Consider the following 24399-nt stretch of genomic DNA (forward strand, 5'->3'; position numbering starts at 1 on the left):
CCCACAAGGGGGGAGATCGGCTATTATTGCCGCATTCGCCAATCGCCAGCGTTGCAAGACGGGAGCCGGCGCCCAAGCTGCCAATCTCCCCCCAAGTGGGGGAGATGTCCGGGAGGACAGAGGGGGGCGCTGCCCCGCCGGCAAGTCCTTCTTGAGCGACGAAAACATCTCAATTCCCCTCGAACACCGGCTTTTCCTTGGCCACGAACGCCTTGTAGGCGCGCTCGAAATCGCGCGTCTGCATGCAGATCGCTTGTGCCTGCGCTTCCGCCTCGATCGCCTGGTCGAGGCCCATCGACCATTCCTGATTGAGCTGCGTCTTGGTGATGCCGTGGGCGAAGGTCGGGCCGGAGACGATGCGCGCCGCCATGTCGAGTGCGTCCGCCTCGAGCGAGGCCGCATCGACCAGCCTGTTGTAGAACCCCCACCGCTCGCCCTCGGCGGCAGTCATGGTGCGGCCGGTGTAGAGCAGTTCGGCGGCGCGGCCCTGGCCGATGATGCGCGGCAGGATCGCGCAGGCGCCCATGTCGCAGCCGGCAAGGCCGACGCGGGTGAACAGGAAGGCGGTCTTGGCCTCCGGTGTGGCGATGCGGATGTCGGAGCTCATGGCGATGATGGCGCCGGCGCCGACCGCGACGCCGTCAACGGCGGCGATGATCGGCTTGCCGCAGTTCAGCATCGCCTTGACGAAATCGCCGGTCATGCGGGTGAAGGCGAGGAGCTGCTTCATGTCCATCTTGACCAGCGGGCCGATAATGTCGTGGACATCGCCGCCGGAGCAGAAATTGCCGCCATTGGAGAGGAACACCACGGCGTCGACATCGTCGGCATAGACGAGGTCGCGGAAGGTGTCGCGCAGTTCGGCATAGCTGTCGAAGGTCAGCGGGTTCTTGCGCTCCGGCCGGTCGAGCCGGATCTTGGCGATCCTGCCTTCGACCTCCCACAGGAAATGCTTCGGCTTCAGCCCGGCCATCCCGGTCATTCGCGTCCCTCCCAGTTGCTGCGGAACGAGGTCAACATGCCGGTCAGCCGGCGCGCATCCTCCTCGCTGACCTTGCCCAGCAATTCGCCGATCCAGCCCTCATGGGCGGCGGCGATGGTGGCAAAGGATTTGGTGCCTTCCTCGGTCAGCCGCACCATGGAGGTGCGGCGGTCGCCATTGCGGCGGGCCCGAGCGACCAGTCCTTCGGAAACCAGCCGGTCGACAATGCCGGTGACATTGCCGTTGGAGACCAGCAGAAAGCGCGACAGGTCGCTCATCAGCATGCCTTCAGGCACGCGATAGAGGGCCGCCATCACGTCGAAGCGCGGCAGGGTCGTATCGAATTCCTTCTTCAGGCGCTCGCGCAGTTCGGCCTCGATCGTGCGCGAGGCGCGCAGCAGCCTGATCCACAGACGCAGTCGGTCCTTGCCGGGTCCCGACGGTGCGGGCAGGGGGCCGGCTACCATGTTTCGCCTCCTGAGATGGAAATTGCCTGTCCGGTGATCGATGACGCTGCCTCGCCACACAGCCACAGCACGGCGGCGGCGACTTCCTGCGGCTGGATGAAGCGGCCTTGCGGGTTGGTCGAGGCAAGGCTCGCCCGCGCCTCGCCAGCCGAGCGGCCGGTCTTTTCAACGATGCGCTGGATGGATTCTTCCAGCATATCGGTCTCGACGAAGCCCGGGCACACAGCGTTGACGGTGACGCCGGATTTCGCGGTCTCCGCCGCCAGCGCCCGCATCAGCCCGACGACGCCATGCTTGGCCGCCACGTAAGGCGCGACATAGGCGTAGCCTTTCAGCCCTGCCGTTGAGGCAATGAAGATGATCCGTCCCGCCTTGCGCGCGGCCATCCCGGCCAGCGCCGGCTTCACCGTCAGGAAGGCGCCGGTCAAGTTGACGTCGAGCGTCATTTGCCAGTCGGCGAGCGTGGTCTTGTGCGCTGGTGTGCTGCCGGCCATGCCGGCATTGGCGATGACGACGTCGAATGGCCCGCGCTCGGCTTGCGCCGTCTGATAGAGCGAGGCTATCGACACCTCATTGGTGACATCGGCGGCGATGCCGAAGATACGCTCGCTTTCGCCGGCCACTTTGGCAAGCTCGGCGTCGCGCCGGCCGCAGATGGTGACGTCGATGCCGGCATCCGCCAGTCCCAGCGCGATGGCCCGGCCGACGCCGGAGCCGCCGCCAGTGACCAGCGCATGCTTGCCGGAGATCGCTGGTGCCGCCGTCATACTTTCAGCCCCGCGGCGGCATCGCGCTCGGCCAGCCGGTAGATCTGGTCGCGTCCGGGCAGATAGGGATCCGGCCATTTCACGCCGCGGTCGCCGAGCGTCACCGCCGCGTGCAGCGTCCAGTACGGGTCGGCAAGATGCGGCCGCGCCAGCGCCACCAGATCGGCGCGGCCGGCCATCAGGATCGAATTGACATGGTCCGGCTCGTAGATGTTGCCGACTGCCATCGTCGCCATGCCGACTTCGTTACGGATGCGGTCCGAGAACGGTGTCTGGAACATGCGGCCGTAAACGGGTTTTGCCGCCGTTGAGGTCTGGCCGGCGGACACGTCGCAGATGTCGACGCCGGCCTCATGCAGCAGCCGCGCGATCTCGACCGCGTCGGCGGGTGTGACGCCTTCGATGCCGACCCAGTCATTGGCCGAAATGCGCATCGAGATCGGCTTCTCCGTCGGCCAGGCGGCGCGCACCGCGTGGAAGATTTCGAGGGGATAGCGCATGCGATTATCAAGCGAACCGCCATATTCATCCGTGCGCCGGTTGGTGACAGGCGTGATGAAGGACGACAGGAGATAGCCGTGCGCGGCATGGATCTCCAGCATGTCGAAGCCGCAGCGGCCAGCCATCTCGGCCGAGGCCACGAATTGGTTGCGCACCAGATCCATGTCGGCGCGGTCCATCGCCTTCGGCACCTGGTTCTGCGGCGACCATGCGACAGCCGATGCCGCCATGACAGGCCAGTTGCCCGAGGCCAGCGGCACGTCGGTGCCTTCCCAGCCGAGCCGGGTCGAGCCCTTGGCGCCGGAATGGCCGATCTGGGCGCAGATCTTGGCCTCGGTCTCTGTGTGGACAAAGTCTACCAGCCGCTTCCACGCCACCTCGTGTTCGGGCGCGTAGAAGCCGGGACAGCCGGGCGTGATACGGCCTTCCGGGCTGACGCAGGTCATCTCGATATAGACGAGCCCGGCGCCGCCCTTGGCGCGCTCGGCATAATGGGTGAAATGCCAGTCGGTCGGGCAGCCGTCGACGGCCTTGTACTGCGCCATCGGTGAGACGACGACGCGGTTCTGCAGCTTCATGTCGCGCAGCTTGAACGGCGCGAACATCGGCGCCCGGCGCAGCCTGTTGCCGCCGGCACCCGCCTGGCGCTGGAACCATTCTTCGGCACCCCCCAGCCATTCGGCATCGCGCAGCCGCAAATTCTCGTGGCTGATGCGCTGCGAGCGGGTCAGCAGCGAATAGTTGAACTGCACCGGATCGAGGCCAAGATAGCGCTCGACCTCCTCGAACCATTCGAGCGAATTGCGCGCCGCCGATTGCAGCTTAAGCACCTCGGTGCGCCGTGCGTCCTCGTATTTGCGGAACGCGGCATCGAGATCCGGCTCGGTCTCCACATACTCGGCCAGCGCCACCGCGCTTTCCAGCGCCAGCTTGGTGCCGGAGCCGATCGAGAAATGCGCCGATGCCGCCGCATCGCCCATCAGCGCCAGGTTCTTGTACGACCAGCGTTCGCACAGAACGCGCGGGAAATTGATCCAGGCCGAACCCCTGATGTGGTTGGCATTGGTCATCAGCGCATGCCCGCCGAGATGGTTGGCGAAGATGCGCTCGCACACCGCGATCGATTCCTGCTGCGTCATCGCGCCGAAGCCGAAGGCAGCCCAGGTCTGCTCGCTGCATTCGACGATGAAGGTCGCGGTCTCGCTGTCGAACTGATAGGCATGCGCCCACACCCAGCCATGCTCGGTCTTCTCGAAGATGAAGGTGAAGGCGTCGTCGAATTTCTGGTTGGTGCCGAGCCAGACGAACTTGCATTTGCGGGTGTCGATGTCCGGCTTGAAGATGTCGACGAAGGTGTTGCGCGCCCTGGAATTCAGCCCGTCCGCGGCGACGACTAGATCATGAGACTCCATGTAAGGCTTGGGATCGGCGATATCGGTCTCGAACATCAGCTTGACGCCGAGCTCGCGGGCGCGACGCTGCAAAAGGATCAGCAACCGCTTGCGGCCGATGCCGCAGAAACCGTGACCTGACGAGACCGTGCGCACGCCGTCATGAATGACGGCAATGTCGTCCCAATAGGCAAAATGCTTCTTGATCCAGACGGCGCTGACCGGATCGTTCTTGGCGAGGTTCTCAAGCGTTTCGGCCGACAGCACGACGCCCCAGCCGAACGTGTCGTCGGCGCGGTTGCGCTCGAACACCGTCACATCGTGCGCGGCGTCCCTGAGCTTCATCGATATGGCAAAGTAGAGGCCGGCTGGACCGCCGCCGAGAACCGCAACCTTCATCTGTGCGATCTCCTCTTCGCTTGCTGTCTGGTGAGTATCGCGCCGGCGGCAAAATATTTCAAGCTTAAAGTTTTATGTCGAAATCATTGTGCCGATACCGGGCAGCGCGCTTGCGTGTCGCCCCGCAAGCGCACGCCAAGGGTCACTTTTCCGGGTTCTTCGGGCTCCACAGAACCGTCTCGGCACCCTTCTCATAGGCCATGCCGTCGGGGTAGCTGATCGCTTCCAGCTGCAATCCCCAGGGCGCCTGGAAATAGAGAATGGTCTGGCCGGCGGCGGGCCCTTGCTTGACCGGCAGGGGCCCCATGCGTGTCTTGACGCCCTTGCCATCGAGATAGGCTTTGGCGGCGGCAACGTCGTCGACATAGAGGGCGATATGGAAGCCGCCAATGTCGCTGTTCTTCGGCGTCAGATCCTTCTGGTCGGGCGCGGTGTATTTGAACAGCTCGATGTTCGAGCCATAGCCGCAACGCACCATGGTGACCTGCTCGATGACGGCCTTGGGATCGACGCCCAGAAGGTCCTGCATGAAGGTACCCTTGTCATCGGCGAACGGGCCGAACGACATTGCCTTCTTGCAGCCGACCACCTCGGTGAAGAAGTCGACCGCCTGCTTCATGTCGGGGACGGTGATGCCGGTGTGATCGTGGCCGCGCATGCCGGGGATCGAATCGGCCGAGGCCATGCCGGCGCCGCCAAGGACAGCGGCGGCAAGCGTTGCATTTCGAAGTATCGTCTTCATGTCAGTCCTCTCCATTGGCGGGACCTGGGTCTTTGCGGTCGCATGTCCGAACCCCGCTTTTCGGCATGTGTATGCATTCATGTCGGGGCCTTGGCGGCGGCAGGAATGTCCAGCCAGCCGGCGTCGATTTCGGGCAGCGGAATGGCTGCGATGAGGTCGCGCGTGTAGGCCTGCCTGGGATTGTCGAACAAGGCGTCGGTGGCGCTGGCCTCGACGATCACGCCTTCGCGCATGACGATGACTTGCCGGCACAGCCGCCGGATGACCGACAGGTCGTGGCTGATGAAGGCGACGGTCAGGCCCATCTCCGCGGCCAGCTTCTCCAGCAGGGTCAGGATCTGCGCCTGCGTCGACACGTCGAGGCCGGAGACGATCTCGTCGGCCAGCACGAATTTCGGCGACAGCGCCAGAGCGCGCGCAATGCCAACGCGCTGGCGCTGGCCGCCCGACAGTTCGTGGCGGTAACGGCCGGCAAAGCTCTGCGGCAGGCCGACCCGCTGCAGCGCCTCGGCGACGCGCGCCTTCAGATTGCCGCCAAGCCCGTTCTGCTTGAGCGGCGCGGCGATGATGCTGGCGATGGTGCGGCGCGGATTGAGCGACGACATCGGATCCTGGAAGATCATCTGCAGATTGCGGCGCAACGGCCGCAACTCCGCTTCCGGCAGATGCGTGATGTCGCGGCCGTCGAAGCTGATGCTGCCGGCGCTGGGCTCCAGCAGGCGCACCAGGGCACGACCGAGTGTCGACTTGCCGGAACCGGATTCGCCGACGATGCCGGTCACCGATCCCTTCGGCAAGTCAAAGTCGAGCCCTTTCAGGATTTCAGCCAACGGCGCACCGCCGATCAGCGGCTTGCGCGTCATGTCGGGCAAGGCGACCTTCAGCCCGCGTACGGAAAACAGCGGCTCAACCATGCGGCCGCCTCCACGCCAGGTCTGCTGCTGCGATCTCGGCGGCAAGCCCAGCCAGCACCGCTCCGTCCACGGGTTTCAGCGAGGCGAAAGGGTCGGTATAGCGCGGCGTCGCCGCCATCAGCGCCCGCGTATAGGCGTGCTGAGGGGCGGCGAAGAGCGCTGCCGTATCGGCTTCCTCCACCACCTTACCGGCATAGAGCACCGAGACCTTCTGGCTGATCTTGGCGACGACGCCGAGATCGTGGGTGACGAACAGGATCGCGGTGCCGTGCTCGCGCTGCAACGCGGCGATCAGGCGCAGGATCTGCTTCTGCACGGTGACGTCGAGCGCCGTCGTCGGCTCGTCGGCGACGATCAGCCGGGGTTCGGCGGCGAAGGCGGCCGCGATCAGCACGCGCTGGCGCATGCCGCCGGACAGCTCGTGCGGATAGCTTTTCAGCACGCGCTCGGGATCGCGGATCTGCACCTCGTCCAGCAACTGCCGGGTGCGCCGATCGGCCTTCTCGCCGCTCCAGCCGAGAATGCGCACCAGCCGGTCGGTCATCTGCGGACCGATGCGGCGCGACGGGTTGAGCGCGGTCAGCGGATCCTGCGGGATCAGCGCGGTGCGGGCGCCGATCAGCGTGCGCCGTGCCTTGGGCTGAAGCCTGCCGAGGTCTTCGCCCTCGAGCAGCATGTCGCCTTCGACGAGCCGCACGCTCGACGGCAACACGCCGAGCACCGCCTTGCCGATCATCGTCTTGCCGGCGCCGCTCTCGCCGACCAGTGCGCGCACCTCGCCGGGTTGCACGGCAAGCGACACCGAGCGCAGCACGCGCTGGCCGTTCTGCAGCACGGCGCTGAGATTGGCGATGTCGAGACAGGCGCTCATCGCAGCACCGGGTCGAAACGGGCCTTCAGCGCTTCGCCGAACTGGCTGAACGACAGCACGGTGAGGATCAGCGTGATCAGCGGAAACACCAGCACCCACCAGGCCTGATGGATCGACAGCCGGCCCTCGGCGATGATGCTGCCCCAGGTCGGATCGTCGGTCGAGATCGACAGATTGACGAAGGACAGGATCGCCTCGACGATGACGGCGATGCCCATCTCCAGCGACAAAAGCGCCACGATCGACGGCACCACATTGGGCAGCACTTCGCGCAGCATGATGCCGATGCGGCCATAGCCGGCGATGCGGGCATTCTCGACATAGTCCATGCGCGACTGGCCCATCGCCTCGGCGCGGATCACCCGGCAGAAACGCGTCCAGTCGATGATGGCGATGGCGAGAATAACGGAGCTGAGGCCGGTGCCCAGCACAGCCACCAAGAGGATGGCGAACAGCACCGGCGGAAACGCCATCCAGATATCGACGATGCGCGAGATGATGCGGTCGGCCCAGCCGCCGAAATAGCCCGCGACCAGCCCGAGCGTCGAGCCGACGAGGCAGGCGGCGATGGCCGCCGCGAAAGCGACGATGAAGGCGATACGGCCGCCGAAGATCAGCCGGGACAACAGATCGCGGCCGAGGCTGTCGGTGCCCAGCCAATAGCCGGGCTCGGCGCCATCAAGCCAGAAGGGCGGCAGCCGCTCCAGCATCAGATCCTGCGCCAGTGGATCCTGCGGCGCCACCAGCGGCGCGAAGATCGCCGCCAGCAGAGCCAGCAGCAGCCAGCCGCCGGCGAGCCACAGCCTGGGGCTCGGTCCGCGTCTTGATGTGCGGGCCTCATCCATGGCGCAGCCTCGGGTTGAGCAGGGCATACATCATGTCGACCACGAGATTGATCAGCACGAACAGCAGCGCGAAGACCAGCACGATGCCCTGGATCAGCGGCAGGTCGCGGTTGATGACGGCATCGATCGCCATGTTGCCGAGGCCTTCATAGGAAAACAGCCGCTCGACGATGACGGTGCCGCCGATCAGGAAGGTGAACTGCACGCCGACCAGGGTCAGCGTCGGCAGGGCGGCGTTCTTCAGCGCCTCTCGCAGGATGACCTGCGTCTCGGAAAAACCCTTGACCCGCGCCAGCACGACATAGTCGAGGTCGAGCACTTCCTTCAGCGACTGTTTCAGCAGTTGCGAGATGATCGCCGCCAGCGGCAGCGCCAGCGCCACCGCCGGCATCAGCATGTGCTTCAGCAGGTCCCAGGTCAGGTCGAAGCGCAGCCGCAGCAGGCTCTCGAAGAAATAGAACTGGGTGGCGAAGGGCAGGTCGAGCTGCGGCGACACGCGGCCGGAAATGTCGAAGATCGGCACCAGCACGCCGAACAACAGGATCAGCACCAGCCCCCACAGGAAATCGGGAATGGAAAGCGCCGCCCCGCTGGTGATGTCGATGCCGGCTTCCACCGCCGTGCCGCGTTCTCTGGCGCCGAGGACCGCCGTCGTACCGCCGATCGCCACCGCCATGATCAGCGCGACGATGGCCAGTTCCAGCGTCGCCGGCAGCCGGTTGAAGACGAGGCCGAGCACGTCCTGCCGCAGCGAAATCGAGGTGCCGAAATCGCCCCGGACAACGCCGGACAACCAGATGAAGAATTGCTGCACGATGGTCTTGTCGAGCCCGTAGAGCGCGCGCAGGCGGGCGATGTCGTCATCCGTCGCGCCGGGCGGCAGCATCATGGCGATCGGATCGCCGGGCGCGACGCGGATCACGACGAAAACGACGATGGCCACGCCGAACAGCGTGATCAGCATCGTCAGAAGACGGATCAGGAATCTTTGCAGGAGCATGCTGGCTGAAGCCCGGCCTGTCTCAGTGATCGGTTAAGCGAAACGCCCCCTCATCCGGCCGCTTGGCGGCCACCTGCTCCCCGAGGGGAGAAGGTGGCCCGAAGGGCCAGATGAGGGGGCCTGCGTAAGTTGCACGCTGTCTTGGAACAGCGTGCCTTGTCGTCAGTCTCAGGCCGGGGTCATCAGTGCCGGCAGCAACGCGCCGGAGACATGCTGCACCACCTTGACGCCCTTGGCATGCACGATCGGCTGCGCATACTGCATCAGCGGCAGCACATAGGCCTGCTCGGCGATGTATTTGTCGACCGCCTTCCAGCCGGCGATGCGCTTGGCCTCGTCCTTCTCGCCCCACAGCGGGTTGATCATGTCGATCAGGTCCTGGCTGTCCCACACCGAGTGCGGGCTCGGCCCGTACATGGCAAAGCCGGTCGAGGTCGTCGGGTCGCCGATGGCGTTGCCCCAGTTGTAGAAGGCCGCCGGCGCCAGCTTGTCGGCGGCGCGCAGTTCGTAGTGCTTGGCGATCTCGTAGACTTCGATCGTCGCTTCGATGCCGACCTTGCGCCACATGCCGACGATCGCCTGGATCATTTCATAATCCTTGGGCTTGAAGCCCTTGGTCGTCTGGATGGTGAACTTGACCGGCTTTTCCGGCGAATAGCCGGAGGCTGCAAGCAATTCCTTGGCCTTTTCCGGATTGTGCTCGACCTTGATCGACGCATCGTAGGCCGTGTATTCCGGCGTTTCCAGCGTGGCGATTGGCTGGCCGTAGCCGCGCAGCAGCCGTTTGACCAGAAGTTCCTTGTCCACCGCCATCACAGCCGCCTGGCGCACGTTCTTGTCCAGCATCGCCTCGATGTCGTTGAAGAAGATCATGCCGATGTCGGAAACATTCTTGATCGAGCCGGCAAGTCCGTCCTTGGCGATCAGGCGGTCATACTCCTCATAGGGGATTTCGAGCGTCACCTGCGAGGAGCCGGATTCGATCTCGGCGACGCGGCTCGCCGCGTCGGTGACGAACTTGATCGTCACATTCTCGAAAGCCGGCTTGCCGCCCCAATAGTTCGGATTGGCCTTCAGCCGCAGGAAGGCATTGCGCTCGAACTTTTCCACCATGTAGGGGCCGGTGCCGATTGGCGCTTTCTCGAAGCCTTCGGCGCCGACCTTCTCGTAATAGGCCTTCGGCAGGATGTAGCCGGTCAGGAACGACATCCATTTGAAATAGACCGGGTCGAACTGCACCACGTCGCCAGTGATCTTGTTGCCGTCGATCTTGAAGTTGCTGACGTTCTTCCAGACGAACTGGATCGGGTTGCCGGTCTTCTCGTCGCCCGCGCGCTGCAGCGACCAGACAACGTCCTCGGGCGTGAAGGGTGAGCCGTCATGCCATTTCACGCCCTCGCGCACCGTCATCATCACCTTGGTGCGGTCGTCGTTCCAGCCCCATTCGGTGAGCAGGCCAGGGGCGAAGGACAGGTCGGGCTTCTGCGGGATAAACTGGTCGAACACCGACTGGTAGAGGCCCTGGATCGTCGGGTTGACGGCCGAGGGCCCAGTGGTCGGATCCCAGGACGGCAGGTTGACATTGTATGCGATGGTCAGTTCGCCGGCCGCCGCCTTGGCTATTTTCGGCAGGCCAACCGCGGCCACGCCGAGTGCCGCGGCACTGTATCCCAGCAATTCGCGTCTGTTGATTTTCATGGTCGTTCCCCTTGTTGGTTATTGTCTTTGCGCGGCACTATCCGTTCATTGGTTCAGGCTTCGTGGGCAGCAGCGCCTTGCCCCTCGTCACCTCGATAAAATCGTCGGAGCCTACCTCCCGCCAAGCTGTTGCGCGAGCATGAAACCCGAGGCCGCACCGGTCCCGGCACCCGGCCATGTCGCGGCTCCCGTCAGATGCAGATTGCCGACCGGCGTGTTCCAGCCGGCATAGCCGCGCGCCGGGCGGAACAAGAAGTTCTGCGCCAGATGGTGGCTGCCGCAAACCTGGTCGCCACCGACCAGGTTCGGGTTCTCGCGCTCGAGGTCGATGGGCGAGAACACGGACCGGCCGAGGATTTTGGCGCGCAGGCCGGGCGCATAAGTCTCGATGATGTCGAGCACGCGATCGCCATAGGCGTCCTTGACCTGATCCCAATGCGCGGGCGCAATCTTGCCGGCAGCATCGCCTGTTATCTCGGCGGGCAGCATGCGCACCTGCACCCACAGCACATGCTTGCCCCGCGGCGCGCGTGACGGATCGATCGCGCTTGGCTGGCCGACGACCAGCACCGGTTCGTCCGGCAGCATGCCGGCCATTGCCTGCTGATAGGTGCGCGACATGGCGTCGAGCGAGGGCGACAGATGCACATAGGCGAACTGCCGCAACTCAGACCCGGCGCGCCAGTCCGGCAGGTCGTCCAGCGCCAGGTGGATCATCATCGTACCCGGCGCATACCGAAACTTCTTCATCGCCGTATCGAAGCCGGCATTGCCGGAACCCCCCGGCAGCAGCGTGCCGGTCAGCGCCTTTGGCGCGACGCCGGCGATGACGGCCTTGGTGGCTGTATGGGTCTCACCGGAAACAAGCCGCACCCCGGTCGCCTTGCCGGCGGAAACGGTGATCTCGGCCACTTCCGCGCCAGTGACGATCTTGCCGCCGGCGGACGTCACCATGCCGGCCAGCGCCCGGATGATGGTGTCGGCGCCGCCCTTGCCCAGCACCATGCCGAAGCTCTGGTTGGCCATCGATTCCAGATAGGGGAACACCGCACCGCCGGCGATGTCGGGGGCGAAGTCGAGATGCATGCCCCAGGTGGCGAGCGTCGCCCGCACATAAGGCGACTCGAAAGTCTCCTCCAGCCACGCGCGGGGTGACGACAGCAACAGCCTTCCCGTGTCGAGCGCGCCGGATATGCCCTTCTTGCGCCACAGCTTCCACGCCGAGCCGGCCAGCGCGCGGGCGCTCATCGGCGAGCCCAGCAGCCGGAACAGATGTTCGGCCTCGGCCGGGAAGGCGGCAACAAGCCCGCGCCATGTCGCGGCATCGGCGGTGGAGAAAGCGGCCATGCGCGTGGCGGTCTTTTCCAGATCGTTGCTGACGCCGAACCAGCGTCCGTTCGGAAAGGCGCTGGCGAAACAGTCGGCGACCGGAGCGAATTCCAGGCCCTGCGCTTTCAATTCATTTGCATATTTCCGGTGGAAGACAGAGCCGGCAAAGAGGCTCAGATTCATCGCGCCGAAGTCGTGGCGGAAACCGGGAAGGGTGAATTCGCGGGTCTGGACGGCGCCGCCAATCGTGGAATTGCGCTCGAAAATCCCGGTTTTCCAGCCTTTGAGCGCCAGATGCGCGGCGCATGCCAGACTGTTGTGGCCCGCCCCGACAAAGATCGCGTCGAACTCGCTCACGCCCCGTTCCCATTTCCTTTATGCTTAAAGATAATTGCAGATGCATATGTTTTCGTCTAGTAGGATATTAAGGGCCGAGACGAGCCTCGATCATCACCACAAAAGAGGGAACACAAACATGGATACGCAAAAACTCCTCGGCGAAGTCGCCGGCCGGCTGCTTTCAGGGGCCATCAAGGTGGTCGACCTGTCGGCGCCGCTCGGACCGGACACGCCGCTGATCAAGCTGCCACCGGAACTCGCCGTCGACACGCCCAAGGTCGAGATCCATTCGATTTCCCGCTATGACAAGAACGGCCCTTGGTGGGCGTGGAACTGGCTGAAGCTCGGCGAGCATTCCGGCACGCATTTCGATGCGCCGCAGCATTGGATCACCGGCAAGGACTATCCGGACGGCGCCACCGATACCATTCCGGCGCAGAACTTTGTCGGCCCGGTCAATGTCATCGACTGCTCCAAGGAAGCCGCCGCCGACCACGATTTCCTGCTCACCGTCGACCACATCAAGGCGTGGGAAGCCAAGCACGGCGCCATCAACGACGGCGAGTGGGTGGTGATGCGCACCGACTGGTACAAGCGCAACGGTTCGGAAGCCGAGTTCCTCAACGCCAACGAGACCGGCCCGCATACGCCCGGCCCGACGGCCGAAGCCATCCAGTATCTGATAGCCAAGGACATCAAGGGCTGGGGCTCGGAGACGATCGGAACCGACGCCGGCAAGGCGGGCGGCATGGAGCCGCCATTCCCGGCGCACACGCTGATGCACAAGGCCAACCGCTACGGCCTCGCCAGCCTGTGCAACCTCGACCAGCTGCCGCCGAAGGGCGCCATCCTGATCGCGGCGCCGCTCAAGATCGAGCACGGCACTGGCAGCCCGATCCGCGCGCTGGCGCTGGTCTCGGGGCAATAGGCGAGGTGGCGGTCTTCGGGAGAAGATCATGGTCGAGGGCAAAACTTCGATGACGAAGTGGGGAAGACCGTCTTGTGACGTCAGCGTTCTACGGCGCCCCCCTCTGTCCAGAGGGGGGCGCGAAGGAACGCGGCTTAGCCCGATTGGCCTCCCGTCATCCAAGGGTACTCCCCAATGAAAGCGCCCGATCACATCATCGTCGGCAGCGGCATCAACGCGCTGGTCTGCGCGGCGATGCTTGGCGGCAAGGGCGCCAAGGTGCTCGTCCTCGAACGCAACGACCGCATCGGCGGCTGCATGCGCACCGAGGAGATCACCGCGCCCGGCTTCATACACGATGTGATGGCGACGACCTTCGTGCTGTTCATCACCTCGCCGGCCTTTGCGGCATTGGGCGGCGACCTCGCCCGGCACGGGCTGGAGTTCTGCCACACGGCCACGCCGACCGGCGTGCTGCGGCCGGACGGCAGCCACGCGGTGCTCAGCACCGACCGCGCCGCCAACGTCGCCGCACTCAATGCGATCGCGGCGGGTGATGGCGACCGCCACGCCGACGATGTCGGTGGCATCGAACGCAATGCCGGCCTGCTGTTCGGCCTGCTCGGCGGCAGCCTGTGGTCCTATCCGACGGCCAAGCTTTTGGCCGGCGATGCCTGGCGGCGCGGCCCGCGCGGCCTTGCCGCCTTTCTCGGCGACGCTCTGGCGCCGGCACGCGGCTGGCTGGAAAGCACCTACCAGTCCGAAACCATCCGCGCGCTTTGGGCGCCCTGGGTGCTGCATGCCGGGCTCGGGCCGGAAGATGCCTTCTCCGGCCAGATCGCCAAGGTGATCGCCTTCGCGCTCGAAGCCGCGGGCGCCCCGATCGTCAAGGGCGGGGCAAGGAACCTGCTGTCGGCCTTCGAGGCATTGATCATCGAGCGCGGCGGCGTCATCTCCACCGAAGCGGACGTCGCCTCCATCATCCTGGCTGGTGGTCGCGCCACCGGTGTGCGGCTGGCCTCGGGCGAAACGGTCCATGCGAAGAAGAGCATCATCTGCTCGGTGACGCCGACGCAGCTTTATGGCCGGCTGCTAGGCAGCGAGGCGCCCAAAGCCGACATCGAGGCAACGCGGAAATACCGCTACGGCAAAGGCAACTTCCAGATCCACTACGCCCTCGACAAGCCGCCGGCATGGCGCGGCGTAGGACTGGACAAGGTGGCGTTGTTGCATCTGACGCCGGGCGTGGATGGCGTGTCGAAAGCCTGCAACGAGGCGGTGCGCGGCATGCTGCCGGAAGTGCCGACCATCTGCGTCGGCCAGCCGCACGCGCTCGACCCGTCGCGCTGTCCGCAAGGCAAGGCGATCCTCTGGCTGCAACTGCCAGAGGCGCCGCGCCACATCAAAGGCGATGCCGCCGGTAAGCTGGAGGCCCCGGCTGATGGGCAATGGACCGACGCATTGCGCGAGGCCTATGCCGACCGCGCTGGAGCGATCCTCGCCAGCCACATCGATGGCTTCAAGGACAGCGTGATTGCGCGCCGAGCGTATTCGCCGACCGACCTTGAAGCGATGAACATCAATCTGGTCGGCGGCGATCCCTATGGCGGATCCTCGACCATCGACCAGTCATTCCTGTGGCGGCCGTTCAAGACCAGCCGCAACCACCAGACCGGCATAAAGGGGCTTTATCATATCGGCGCCTCGACCCACCCGGGCGCGGGTCTCGGCGGCGGTTCCGGCTTTCTCCTGGCGGGGAGGCTGTGATGGAACAGAAGGTGGCGGAAAAGCGCCAGCGCATTTCGACGCTCGGGCAGATCGGCCTGCAGCAATTCGCGCCCTATCTGATGAACCGCATCATGGGCCGCTACAACGCCACCTTGCGCGATGATTTCCGCAAGCAGGGCCTGACCATTCCGCAGGTGCGCACGCTGGCCGTGCTGTCGGTCACCGATGGCGTCACCGTCAACGACCTCTCGGTCTATACGGTGATCGAGCAGTCGACCTTGAGCCGCACGCTGGACACGCTGGAGGGGCAAGGTTTCGTGCGGCGCGAACAGGGCGTCACCGACAGCCGCATCCGCCATGTCTTCCTGACCGATGAGGGCCGCGCCGAGTTCACTCGCGCCTGGCCGGCCATGCATGACGCGTTCGAGGCGATGTTCGACGATATCGACGACGCTGAATATGCGGCACTCATCGCCACGCTTTTGAAGATGCTCAAGAACATTCGCAAGCACGACATCTAGACGTACGCGCCGCCGGTTCTCGGCGGCAACGGAAGGAGGCAGAGATGGCCGAACGGTCTTTCGCCAAGGAAGTTGAAAAACTCAGGCTCGGCGCCGGAGAGGAGTTTGCCGGCGAGGGCATCCTCGCCATCACCAAGGCGCTGCTGCAATGCGGCGTCGGCTATGTCGGCGGCTACCAGGGCGCGCCGATCAGCCACCTGATGGATGTGCTGGCCGACGCGCAGGACATTCTGGGCGAACTCGGCGTGCATTTCGAGGCGAGCGCCTCGGAAGCCACCGCCACCGCCATGCTCGCCGCCTCCGTGCATTATCCCATCCGCGGTGCCGCGACCTTCAAATCGACCGTCGGTACCAATGTCGCCTCCGATGCGCTCGCCAATCTTGCCTCCGGCGGCGTCACCGGCGGCGCGCTGATCATCGTTGGCGAGGACTATGGCGAGGGCTCCTCGATCATGCAGGAGCGCAGCCATGCCTTTGCCATGAAGAGCCAGGTCTGGCTGCTCGATCCACGCCCCAACCTGCCGTCGATCGTCAAGGCGGTGGAGGACGGCTTCGAGCTGTCGGAATCCTCCAACACGCCGGTCATGCTGCAAGTGCGCATCCGCTGCTGCCACGTTCACGGCCATTTCACCGCCAAGGACAACAAGCGGCCGCCGATGACGGTCGCCGATGCTCTCGAAGCACCGCGCCGCGACACCGGCCGCATCGTGCTTCCGCCCGCCTCCTTCCTGCATGAGAAGGAGAAGGTGGCGAAGCGCTGGCCGGCCGCCGTCGATTTCATAAAGAGCCGCAAGATCAACGAATTCTTCGGTTCGGACCACGGCTCGGTCGGTATCGTCATGCAGGGCGGCATGTACAATTCCGTCATCCGCGCCTTGCAGCGTCTCGGCCTTGCCGACACCTATGGCGAGACGGACGTGCCGCTCTACGTGCTCAACGCCGTCTATCCCTTGATCGACGACGAGTTCCTGTCCTTCTGCGAGGGCAAGCAGGCGGTGCTGGTCGTCGAGGAGGGCCAGCCCAATTACATCGAGCAGGCCTTCGCGGCGATGCTGCACAAGGCCGGGCGTGGCTCCAGGCTGGTCGGCAAGGAATATCTGCCGATGGCCGGCGAATACACCGGCCAGGTCATGCTCGACGGCATCGGCGCCTTTCTGCGCGCCGAGGCGCCGCATCTGCTGCCCGGTGAAGTGCGCGCGCCCAACAAGGTCGGCGACGGCGTCGACACCGCGGACCTGATCAATGTGGTGCCGGGCCGTCCGCCGGGCTTCTGTATCGGCTGCCCGGAGCGGCCGATCTTCGCCGCGACCAAGCTGGTCGAGCAGGAACTCGGCAAGCACCACATCGCCTCCGATATCGGCTGCCATCTGTTCTCGATCATGCCGCCCTTCGAGCTCGGCGCCACCACCATGGGTTATGGGCTGGGGCCGGCCTCGGCGTCGGCGTTCAATTCGCCCGACGCCAAGCGCCGCTCGATCTCCTTCGTCGGCGATGGCGGCTTCTGGCACAACGGCCTGACCTCCTCGATCGGCAATGCCGTGTTCAACAAGAATGACGGCGTCATCGTCATCGTCGATAATTTCTATTCGGCCGCTACCGGCGGGCAGGACATCCTGTCATCGCGCGCCGGCAACAAGACCAAGTCGACAAAACATCCGATCACCGAGGCGGTGAAGGGCATGGGCGTCAAATGGCTGCGCCATGTCGACCGCACCTACGATGTCGGCAAGATGCAGGACACGTTGCGCGAGGCGCTGACGACGGAGGAGAAGGGGCCGAAGGTCATCGTCGCCTCGTCAGAATGCATGCTCAACCGCCAGCGCCGCGAAAAGCCGCTGGTCGACAAGGCGATCAAGGGCGGCGAGCGCGTGATCAAACCGAAATTCGGTGTCGACGAGGACATCTGCACCGGCGACCACGCCTGCATGCGGTTGTCGGGCTGCCCGTCACTGTCGGTGAAGTCGCTCGACGATCCGCTGCGCGACGATCCGGTGGCATCGATCGACCAGAACTGCGTCGGCTGCGGCAATTGCGGCGAGGTCGCCGATGCCGCCGTACTCTGCCCGTCCTTCTACCGCGCCGATGTAGTCCACAATCCGAGCCGCTGGGACCGTTTCCTGGAATCCGCGCGTCGCGCGGTGATCAGCCTTCTGCAGCGCCGCCGCGAAAGCCGGCGCCTGACGTTCGCCAATGCTTGACGCTGTCCCGCCATTCCGCGCCAAGGACGACCAGCGCGTCATCAAGCTCGCCGTGCTGGCGGTCGGCGGCCAGGGCGGCGGCGTGCTGGCCGACTGGATCACCGATGTCGCCGAACGCAATGGCTATGTCGCGCAATCGACCTCGGTCGCCGGCGTGGCGCAGCGCACCGGCGCCACCATCTACTATGTCGAAATGGCCCAGGACACCGGCCGGCTGCCGGTCTTCGCGCTGTCGCCCTCGCAAGGCGATGTCGACATATTGATCGCCGCCGAATTGATGGAAGCCGGCCGTGCCATCATCCGTGGTTTCGTCACGCCGGAGCGCACCACGCTGATCGCCTCTTCGCACCGCATCGCCGCGGTATCGGAGAAGATCGAGCCGGGCGACGGCCGGGCCTCATCTGCCAAGGTGCATGCGACGGCGGAATCCGCATCGAAGCGCTTCATCGCCTTCGACATGGAAAAGATCGCCGCCGACAATGGTTCGATGATCTCGGCCAGCCTGCTTGGCGCGCTGGCGGGCTCGGACGCACTGCCCTTCACGCGCGAAAGCTACGAGCAGGCGGTCAGTGCCGGCGGCCGCGGCGTCAAGGCCAGCCTCGCCGCCTTTGGCGCCGCCTATGACCGGGCGCGCGGCACGGCCGCACCGGCGCCGAGGCCAGCAGGGCCGGCCATTGTCGAATCCGCATTGGGCGCAGGGCGCGTGAGCGGCCCGCAAAACCTGCTGCAGGGCTGGCAGGCGCTCGCTGCCCGCATCGACCTGATGCCCGCGGCGGTGCGTGACATGGCGTTGCGGGGCCTGAGGAAGGTCGTCGACTATCAGGACATCGCCTATGGCGGCGAGTATCTTGACCGGCTGGACAAGGCCGTCGCGGTGGATCGCGCCGACCATGCCCATGCGCTGTCCATCGCCGCCGCCAAGCACCTCGCCAACGCGCTGTGCTATGACGACATGATCCGTGTCGCCGACCTGAAAACACGGTCGACCCGTGACAGGCGCGTGCGCAAGGAAGTCGGCGTCAAGGAAGGTTCGATCCTGCAGGTCACCGAATATTTTCATCCGCGCATCGAGGAGTTCTGCGGCACGATGCCGGCGGGGCTGGGCAGCTATATCGAGAGCCGGCCGAAGCTTGCCGCCTTCCTCGACCGCCGCATCAACCATGGCCGCCGCATCCGCACCGACAGCTTTGCCGGCTTTGCGGCACTCTGGTTTATCGGCGGCCTGCGCCGCTGGCGCCGCGGCCTGCTGAGGCACAAGGTCGAGACCGCGCATCTCGATCGCTGGTACGCGCTGGCGCTCGCCCATGTGCCCCAGGACTATGCGCTGGCCGTCGAAATCCTCAACTGCCGCCGGCTGATCAAGGGCTACAGCGACACCCATGTTCGCGCCCAGTCCAAATTCGACCGCGTGCTGTCGGCGCTTGCCATGCTCAAGGGCCGCGACGATGCCGCCGACTGGATCCGCCGCCTGCGCGAGGCGGCGCTGAAGGACGAAAACGGCGACATGCTCGACGGCGCGCTGAAGACAGTGGCGACGCTCGGGCCAGGTCCGGCAACCTCGGCGCCCTAACCCGAGATACCAGAGGCATCACCGGTTCCGGGTTCCGTTTCCAGGCGCAATGAACGACGTTCATTTTTTGCTTGAACAATGTTCAAGATGTGATAGGGTGCGCTTATGAACGATGTTCATTTCTGGCGAACCGAAAGCCGCGATATGGACATCGGGCACTGTAAGGAAGTTTAACCAGCTCATGACTATCACTGAGCTTGAAATAGCGCCTGCAACCCGCAGGGCCTCCGGCGAATAGCCGTAGGGTTCCGCCAAGTGGAAATCGCCATGAACACGCATCTGATGTTGTCCCGGCGCTTTGCGCCTCTGTTCTGGACGCAGTTCCTGTCCGCCTTCAACGACAATTTCCTCAAGAACACGCTGGTGTTCCTGATCCTCTTCACGCTGGCAGCCGACCAGGCGGCCTCGCTGGTCACTTTGGCTGGCGCCGTCTTCATGGCGCCCTTCCTGTTGTTGTCGGCGCTTGGCGGCGAGATCGCCGACCGCTTCGACAAGGCGCTGATCGCGCGCCGGCTGAAATTCGCCGAGATCGCCGCCGCGGGTGTCTCCGTCGTCGGCATCGCGCTGTCGTCTATTCCCGTGCTGATGACGGCGCTGCTGATGTTCGGCATCATCTCGGCGCTGTTCGGGCCGATCAAATACGGCATCCTGCCCGATCACCTCGAGCGCAAGGAACTGCCTAAGGCCAACGCCTGGATCGAGTCGGCCACGTTTGCCGCCATCCTCGGCGGCACCATCGCCGGCGGCGTCGTGTCGGCCGATGGTATCGGCGTCACTGTGTTCGGACCAATCATGATGGCCTTGGCCGTCGGCTGCTGGTTCGTCAGCCGCTACATTCCGCCCACGGGTTCCGCGGCACCTGACCTTGTCATCGACAGGAACATCTTTCGCTCGACCTGGCGCCAGGTCAGCGAGCTGCGGACCGACACGCGGATCTGGCGCGCCGGCCTGATGACCTCATGGTTCTGGCTGATCGGCGCCATCGTGCTTTCGATCCTGCCGACCTTGATCAAGGATTCGCTCGGCGGCAACGAGATCGCCGTCACCGTCTATCTCGCTGTGTTCGCCGTCTCGATCGCCATCGGCTCGGCGATTGCCGCATGGATGTCGCAGGGGCGTATCGTGCTGCTGCCCGCACCGGTCGGCACGGCGCTGCTGGCGCTGTTTGGCCTGCATTTGGCCTGGACCATCTGGAGCATGCAGCCTTCGCCGAAGGCGCAAACTCTTGCCCTGTTCTTTGCCGGGCCAGACACCATCCGTGTGGCGATCGACCTCGCCGGCATGGCCATCGCCAGCGCCTTCCTCGTGGTGCCGACCTTCGCCGCCGTGCAGGCCTGGTCGCCCGAGGCGCGCCGCGCCCGTGTCGTCGCCGCGGTCAGCATCGTCAATGCCGGCTTCATGACCGTCGGCGGCATCCTCGTCGCCGCGATCCAGACGAAAGTCTCGACCGGCGGCATCCTGTTCGGCCTCGCCGCGGCCAATGCCGTCGCCGCCTGGCTGATGCTGAAATTCCTGCCGACCAACGCCTTCCGCGATTTCGTCTCCATCCTGTTCCGCGCCTTCCTGCGCCTGGAGGTCGAGGGCATGGAGAACCTCAAGGCGGCCGGCACGGCGCCGATCCTGGCGCTCAACCATGTGAGCTTCCTCGACGGTCCGCTGGCGCTGACGCTGACCGACGAGGAGCCGGTCTTCGCCATCGACTACGCCATAGCCCAGGCCTGGTGGATGAAGCCGTTCATGAAGCTCGCCCGTGCCTTGCCGCTCAATCCGGCCAAGCCGATGTCGACCCGCACGCTGATCAAGATCGTGCAGGGCGGCGATCCGCTGGTCATTTTCCCCGAAGGCCGCATCACCGTCACCGGCGGGCTGATGAAGGTCTATGATGGCGCCGCCATGGTGGCGGACAAGACCGGCTCGATGGTCGTGCCGATCCGCATCGACGGGCTGGAGAAAAGCCCGTTCTCCCGGCTGACGTCGCAGCATGTGCGCCGCCGTCTGCTCCCGAAGGTCAAGGTGACCATACTGGAGCCGGTCAAGCTGCAAGTGCCGCCGGAGCTGAAAGGCCGCAAGCGCCGCGCCGCGGCGGGGTCTGCACTCTACCAGGTCATGTCGGATCTCGTCTTTCGCACCCAGGACATCGACAGGACGGTGCTGGAAAAGATCATCCTGACGGCGAATGAACGCGGCATGAAACGGCTCGCCGTGCAGGATCCGGTCACCGGCTCGCTGAGCTATGGCAAGCTGCTGACGGCGGCCGCCGTGCTCGGCGAGAAATTCCAGAACCTTTATGCCGATCAGCAGACGCTCGGCATCATGCTGCCCAATGCCAACGGCTCGTGCGCCACGCTGCTCGGCGTGATGTCGTCCGGCAAGGTGCCGGCGATGATCAACTTCACCGCCGGTGCCGCCAACATCCTTTCCGCCTGCAAGGCCGCTGAGGTGAAGACCGTGCTCACGTCCCGCGCGTTTGTCGAACAGGCCAAGCTTGGCGCGGTGGTCGAGGAGATCGGCCGGTCGGTTGACATCGTCTGGCTCGACGATCTGCGTGCAACCATCGGTCTCAAGGACAAGCTGCTTGGCCTGTTGCGCAAGTCGACACCGCGCGCGCCGCGCAAGCCTGACGACCCGGCGGTAATCCTGTTCACCTCAGGCTCGGAAGGCACGCCGAAGGGCGTCGTGCTCACCCATCGCAACATCCTGGCCAATGCCGCGCAGGCGGCCTCGCGCATCGACTTCCACTCGGGCGACAAGGTGTTCAACGTTTTGCCGATCTTCCATTCCTTCGGCATGACGGCCGGCACGGTGCTGCCGTTGATCTCGGGCGTGCCGGTCTATTTCTACCCATCGCCGCTGCACTACCGCATCGTTCCGGAACTGATCTACGCCTCCAACGCGACGATCATCTTCGGCACCGATACGTTCCTCAGCGGCTATGCCCGCACAGCGCACCCCTACGACTTCCGCTCGATACGCTATTGTTTTGCCGGCGCGGAACCGGTCAAGGCAGCGACGCGCATGACCTACATGGAGAAGTTCGGGGTGCGTATCCTCGAGGGCTACGGCGTGACCGAAGCGGCGCCGGTGATCGCCATCAACACGCCGATGTACAACAGGTCCGGCAGCGTCGGCAAAATCATGCCCGGCATGGAATACCGCCTGGATCCGGTACCCGGCGTGGATGAAGGCGGGCGTCTCTACGTGCGCGGCCCAAATGTCATGTCGGGCTATCTGCGCGCCGAGAAGCCGGGTGTGCTGGAACCGCTGGTCGACGGCTGGCATGACACCGGCGATGTCGTCTCGGTCGACGAGGGCGGCTTCATCACCATTCGCGGCCGCGCCAAGCGTTTCGCCAAGATCGGCGGCGAGATGATTTCCCTTGCCGCCGTCGAGGCGCTGGCGGGTGAATTGTGGAAAGGCTCGTTGTCGGCGGTCGCTTCCGTGCCGGATGCGCGCAAGGGCGAGAAGCTCATTCTCATCACCGAGGCTCCCGGCGCCACACGTGCCGAGTTCCTGGCCTTCGCCAAGGCCAATGGCGCCATGGACCTGATGGTGCCCGCCGAAGTGCGCGTCGTCCCGAAAGTGCCGGTGCTCGGCTCCGGCAAGCTCGACTTCGCCGGCGTAACCAAACTGGTGCGGGGGCAGGAGGCGCCGGCCGCCAAGGTCGAGGCCGCCTGACCGAGGCGACATGCTCGACGCTCGACGACGCCGCGCTGAAAGTCGCGGCGTCGCTTGGAGGACTCGATCATGCTCGCAGATACATTCTGCCGATTGCCGTCGCCGCAGGCGCATTGATGCTGTCGAGTGTCAGCTCGCAGGCGCTGCCCATGGCCAAGCCCAGTGCCGCCGCCGCTTGATAATCCCATCGCTGGTGATCACGGAGCGGATCGACACGGCGGTGGCTGCGAAGCGGGGTGGGCGCTTCCCCAAGGATGGCGGTCGTGACGCCATCGTGCTTCTTCAAGCGATGAGATCCCGCATCGGCTTCACCCCCGCCGACTCGGGAAACACCTTGTCGCCGAGCACGGCTGCGGACAGGCCGAACTGGTCGGCGAGCAGGCCTTTCAACACCGCCCTGACATCGCTGGTCGGGGCGAGGTCGCGTTGCTGGTAGAGTTGCGCCGGCTTCAATCCCGGCCAGTCCGCGATGACGCGGCCGCCCTTGATCGCGCCGCCGGCGAGCAGCACTACCGTGCCGGTGCCATGATCGGTTCCGACCGTCCCATTGATCCGCGCCGTGCGCCCGAATTCGGTGACGGCAACGATCGCCGTGTCCTTCCAGCGCTCGCCGAGACCCTTTTCGAATTCCTCGAAGGCGCCGTCGAGGCCGCCGAGCAAGGTGGCGAGCCGGCCCGTGGCGCCGCCTTCGTTGACATGCGTATCCCAGCCGTCGAAGGCAAGCGCCGCAACACGCGGCCCGTCATCGGCCGCGATCAGCCTGGCCGCACCTTGCGCGGCCTGCCGCATGCCGGCGACGCTGCCGAGGCCACCCTTCGGCTTCATCGCCCCATCCTTCGGCTTAATCGCGTTGCCGCCGGGCCGGTCGTCGAGCGCCATGCGGTCGGCATCGAGGCCGTTTTGCAGCGCCATCGCCAGGACCAGGTCGCGATGCTGGTAGAGGTCGAGAACCCGCGCCGCGAGGTCGCCGGCTGGCGCCGGCATCGATTGCGGCGCCCAGCCGAGCACGGGAGCCGCGCCGCGGATCACCAGCGGCGTCGATGGTCCGACGGCCAGCCCGCCGAGCGTCGCCACGCGGTCGCCCGCCGGCAGGCTCTCCAGCGCCCGGTTGAGCCATCCGGTGGCGACGTGGCCCGGCCCGGCGAAACCGCTTTCCAGCACGTCCTGGCCGTCGAAATGCGAGCGTTCGCGATAGCCGGTCGCGGCCGCGTGCACCACCGCCGCCTGCTTGTCCTTGAACAGCCGCGCAAAGACCGGCATCGCCGGATTGACCGCGAAGAAACCATCGAGCGGCAATGCCGCGTGCGGGCCGGCAAGCGACAAAGCGATGTCGCCATGCAGGCCGGCATAGTCGGAATCGCCGATCGGACCGACCGCCGACAGGCCGTCGAGCGCGCCGCGCAGCACGATGACGATCAGGCGCGGGTCGCGATTGTCGGCGGCGCGGGCAAAGCGCGGCAGATAGGCCCAGGCAAACAGCGCGCCGCCGGTCATCAGCACGGCACGGCGGGAAGGGTGAGGGGTTTCACACAGCAGGCTCATGACTTGGTCTCCA

Annotated in this window: 20 protein-coding genes; 6 read left to right on the forward strand and 14 right to left on the reverse strand. The window is 65.2% G+C overall.

Features of this window, described 5'->3' with window-relative positions; all coding sequences use genetic code 11:
- Positions 1-169: 169 nt before the first annotated feature.
- The 11 genes from CK228_RS06045 to CK228_RS06095 form a co-directional block, all read right to left on the reverse strand.
- The gene (locus CK228_RS06045; protein ID WP_095771753.1) at positions 170-982 is read right to left on the reverse strand and encodes an enoyl-CoA hydratase family protein; all 813 of its coding nucleotides are present in this window, start codon (positions 980-982) and stop codon (positions 170-172) included.
- Positions 979-1449 carry a MarR family transcriptional regulator gene (locus tag CK228_RS06050; RefSeq protein ID WP_010913223.1) on the reverse strand — a complete coding sequence of 157 codons (471 nt, stop codon included), beginning with the start codon at positions 1447-1449 and terminating at the stop codon, positions 979-981. The genes CK228_RS06045 and CK228_RS06050 overlap by 4 nt, the downstream gene beginning before the upstream one ends.
- Positions 1443-2216 (reverse strand): SDR family NAD(P)-dependent oxidoreductase, encoded by a 774-nt coding sequence (locus CK228_RS06055; protein WP_095787230.1) that lies wholly within the window; start codon positions 2214-2216, stop codon positions 1443-1445. The genes CK228_RS06050 and CK228_RS06055 overlap by 7 nt, the downstream gene beginning before the upstream one ends.
- The gene (locus CK228_RS06060; RefSeq protein WP_095787231.1) at positions 2213-4507 is read right to left on the reverse strand and encodes a bifunctional salicylyl-CoA 5-hydroxylase/oxidoreductase; all 2295 of its coding nucleotides are present in this window, start codon (positions 4505-4507) and stop codon (positions 2213-2215) included. Before CK228_RS06060 ends, CK228_RS06055 begins: the two co-directional genes overlap by 4 nt.
- A 142-nt stretch (positions 4508-4649) precedes the next feature.
- Positions 4650-5249, reverse strand: a complete 600-nt coding sequence (locus CK228_RS06065; RefSeq protein WP_095771756.1) for a VOC family protein — start codon at positions 5247-5249, stop codon at positions 4650-4652.
- 77 nt (positions 5250-5326) lie between these two features.
- Positions 5327-6163 (reverse strand): ATP-binding cassette domain-containing protein, encoded by an 837-nt coding sequence (locus CK228_RS06070; RefSeq protein WP_095787232.1) that lies wholly within the window; start codon positions 6161-6163, stop codon positions 5327-5329.
- Complete coding sequence (locus CK228_RS06075; protein WP_095787233.1) at positions 6156-7034, reverse strand: ABC transporter ATP-binding protein; 879 nt, start codon at positions 7032-7034, stop codon at positions 6156-6158. The genes CK228_RS06070 and CK228_RS06075 overlap by 8 nt, the downstream gene beginning before the upstream one ends.
- The gene (locus CK228_RS06080) at positions 7031-7879 is read right to left on the reverse strand and encodes an ABC transporter permease (RefSeq protein ID WP_095787234.1); all 849 of its coding nucleotides are present in this window, start codon (positions 7877-7879) and stop codon (positions 7031-7033) included. Before CK228_RS06080 ends, CK228_RS06075 begins: the two co-directional genes overlap by 4 nt.
- The gene (locus CK228_RS06085; protein WP_095787235.1) at positions 7872-8879 is read right to left on the reverse strand and encodes an ABC transporter permease; all 1008 of its coding nucleotides are present in this window, start codon (positions 8877-8879) and stop codon (positions 7872-7874) included. The genes CK228_RS06080 and CK228_RS06085 overlap by 8 nt, the downstream gene beginning before the upstream one ends.
- A gap of 168 nt (positions 8880-9047) precedes the next feature.
- Positions 9048-10577 (reverse strand): ABC transporter substrate-binding protein, encoded by a 1530-nt coding sequence (locus tag CK228_RS06090; protein WP_095787236.1) that lies wholly within the window; start codon positions 10575-10577, stop codon positions 9048-9050.
- A gap of 111 nt (positions 10578-10688) precedes the next feature.
- Complete coding sequence (locus tag CK228_RS06095; protein ID WP_095787237.1) at positions 10689-12263, reverse strand: NAD(P)/FAD-dependent oxidoreductase; 1575 nt, start codon at positions 12261-12263, stop codon at positions 10689-10691.
- Between the two features lie 118 nt (positions 12264-12381).
- Here CK228_RS06095 and CK228_RS06100 point away from each other — a divergent pair, with 118 nt between their 5' ends.
- The 5 genes from CK228_RS06100 (at position 12382) to CK228_RS06120 (ending at position 19169) form a co-directional block, all read left to right on the forward strand.
- Positions 12382-13173, forward strand: a complete 792-nt coding sequence (locus CK228_RS06100; RefSeq protein WP_095787238.1) for a cyclase family protein — start codon at positions 12382-12384, stop codon at positions 13171-13173.
- A gap of 174 nt (positions 13174-13347) precedes the next feature.
- A complete protein-coding gene (locus CK228_RS06105; protein ID WP_095787239.1) occupies positions 13348-14919 on the forward strand; it encodes an NAD(P)/FAD-dependent oxidoreductase in 1572 nt (523 codons plus the stop codon).
- A complete protein-coding gene (locus tag CK228_RS06110) occupies positions 14919-15401 on the forward strand; it encodes a MarR family transcriptional regulator (RefSeq protein WP_095771765.1) in 483 nt (160 codons plus the stop codon). Before CK228_RS06105 ends, CK228_RS06110 begins: the two co-directional genes overlap by 1 nt.
- Before the next feature lie 44 nt (positions 15402-15445).
- A complete protein-coding gene (locus CK228_RS06115) occupies positions 15446-17599 on the forward strand; it encodes an indolepyruvate ferredoxin oxidoreductase subunit alpha (protein WP_095771766.1) in 2154 nt (717 codons plus the stop codon).
- On the forward strand, positions 17592-19169 hold the full coding sequence (locus CK228_RS06120) for an indolepyruvate oxidoreductase subunit beta family protein (RefSeq protein WP_095787240.1): 1578 nt from the start codon (positions 17592-17594) through the stop codon (positions 19167-19169). The genes CK228_RS06115 and CK228_RS06120 overlap by 8 nt, the downstream gene beginning before the upstream one ends.
- Positions 19170-19229: 60 nt before the next feature.
- Here the strand turns inward: CK228_RS06120 and CK228_RS34635 are convergent, their stop codons facing one another.
- Positions 19230-19448 (reverse strand): hypothetical protein, encoded by a 219-nt coding sequence (locus CK228_RS34635; RefSeq protein WP_143750573.1) that lies wholly within the window; start codon positions 19446-19448, stop codon positions 19230-19232.
- On the opposite strand from CK228_RS34635, the gene CK228_RS06125 reads away from it, so the two are divergent.
- A complete protein-coding gene (locus CK228_RS06125) occupies positions 19437-22844 on the forward strand; it encodes an acyl-[ACP]--phospholipid O-acyltransferase (protein WP_095787241.1) in 3408 nt (1135 codons plus the stop codon). The two genes, CK228_RS34635 and CK228_RS06125, sit on opposite strands and share 12 nt — an antisense overlap.
- Before the next feature lie 67 nt (positions 22845-22911).
- Here CK228_RS06125 and CK228_RS06130 read toward each other — a convergent pair whose 3' ends face one another.
- Together CK228_RS06130 and CK228_RS06135 are read right to left on the reverse strand one after the other, a co-directional pair.
- Positions 22912-23130: a hypothetical protein gene (locus CK228_RS06130; RefSeq protein ID WP_095787242.1), complete on the reverse strand. Its 219-nt coding sequence runs from the start codon at positions 23128-23130 to the stop codon at positions 22912-22914.
- On the reverse strand, positions 23127-24386 hold the full coding sequence (locus CK228_RS06135; protein WP_095787243.1) for a DUF1501 domain-containing protein: 1260 nt from the start codon (positions 24384-24386) through the stop codon (positions 23127-23129). Before CK228_RS06135 ends, CK228_RS06130 begins: the two co-directional genes overlap by 4 nt.
- Positions 24387-24399: the final 13 nt, after the last annotated feature.

It is taken from the genome of Mesorhizobium sp. WSM4312 (genome assembly GCF_002294875.1).
Lineage (GTDB): Bacteria > Pseudomonadota > Alphaproteobacteria > Rhizobiales > Rhizobiaceae > Mesorhizobium.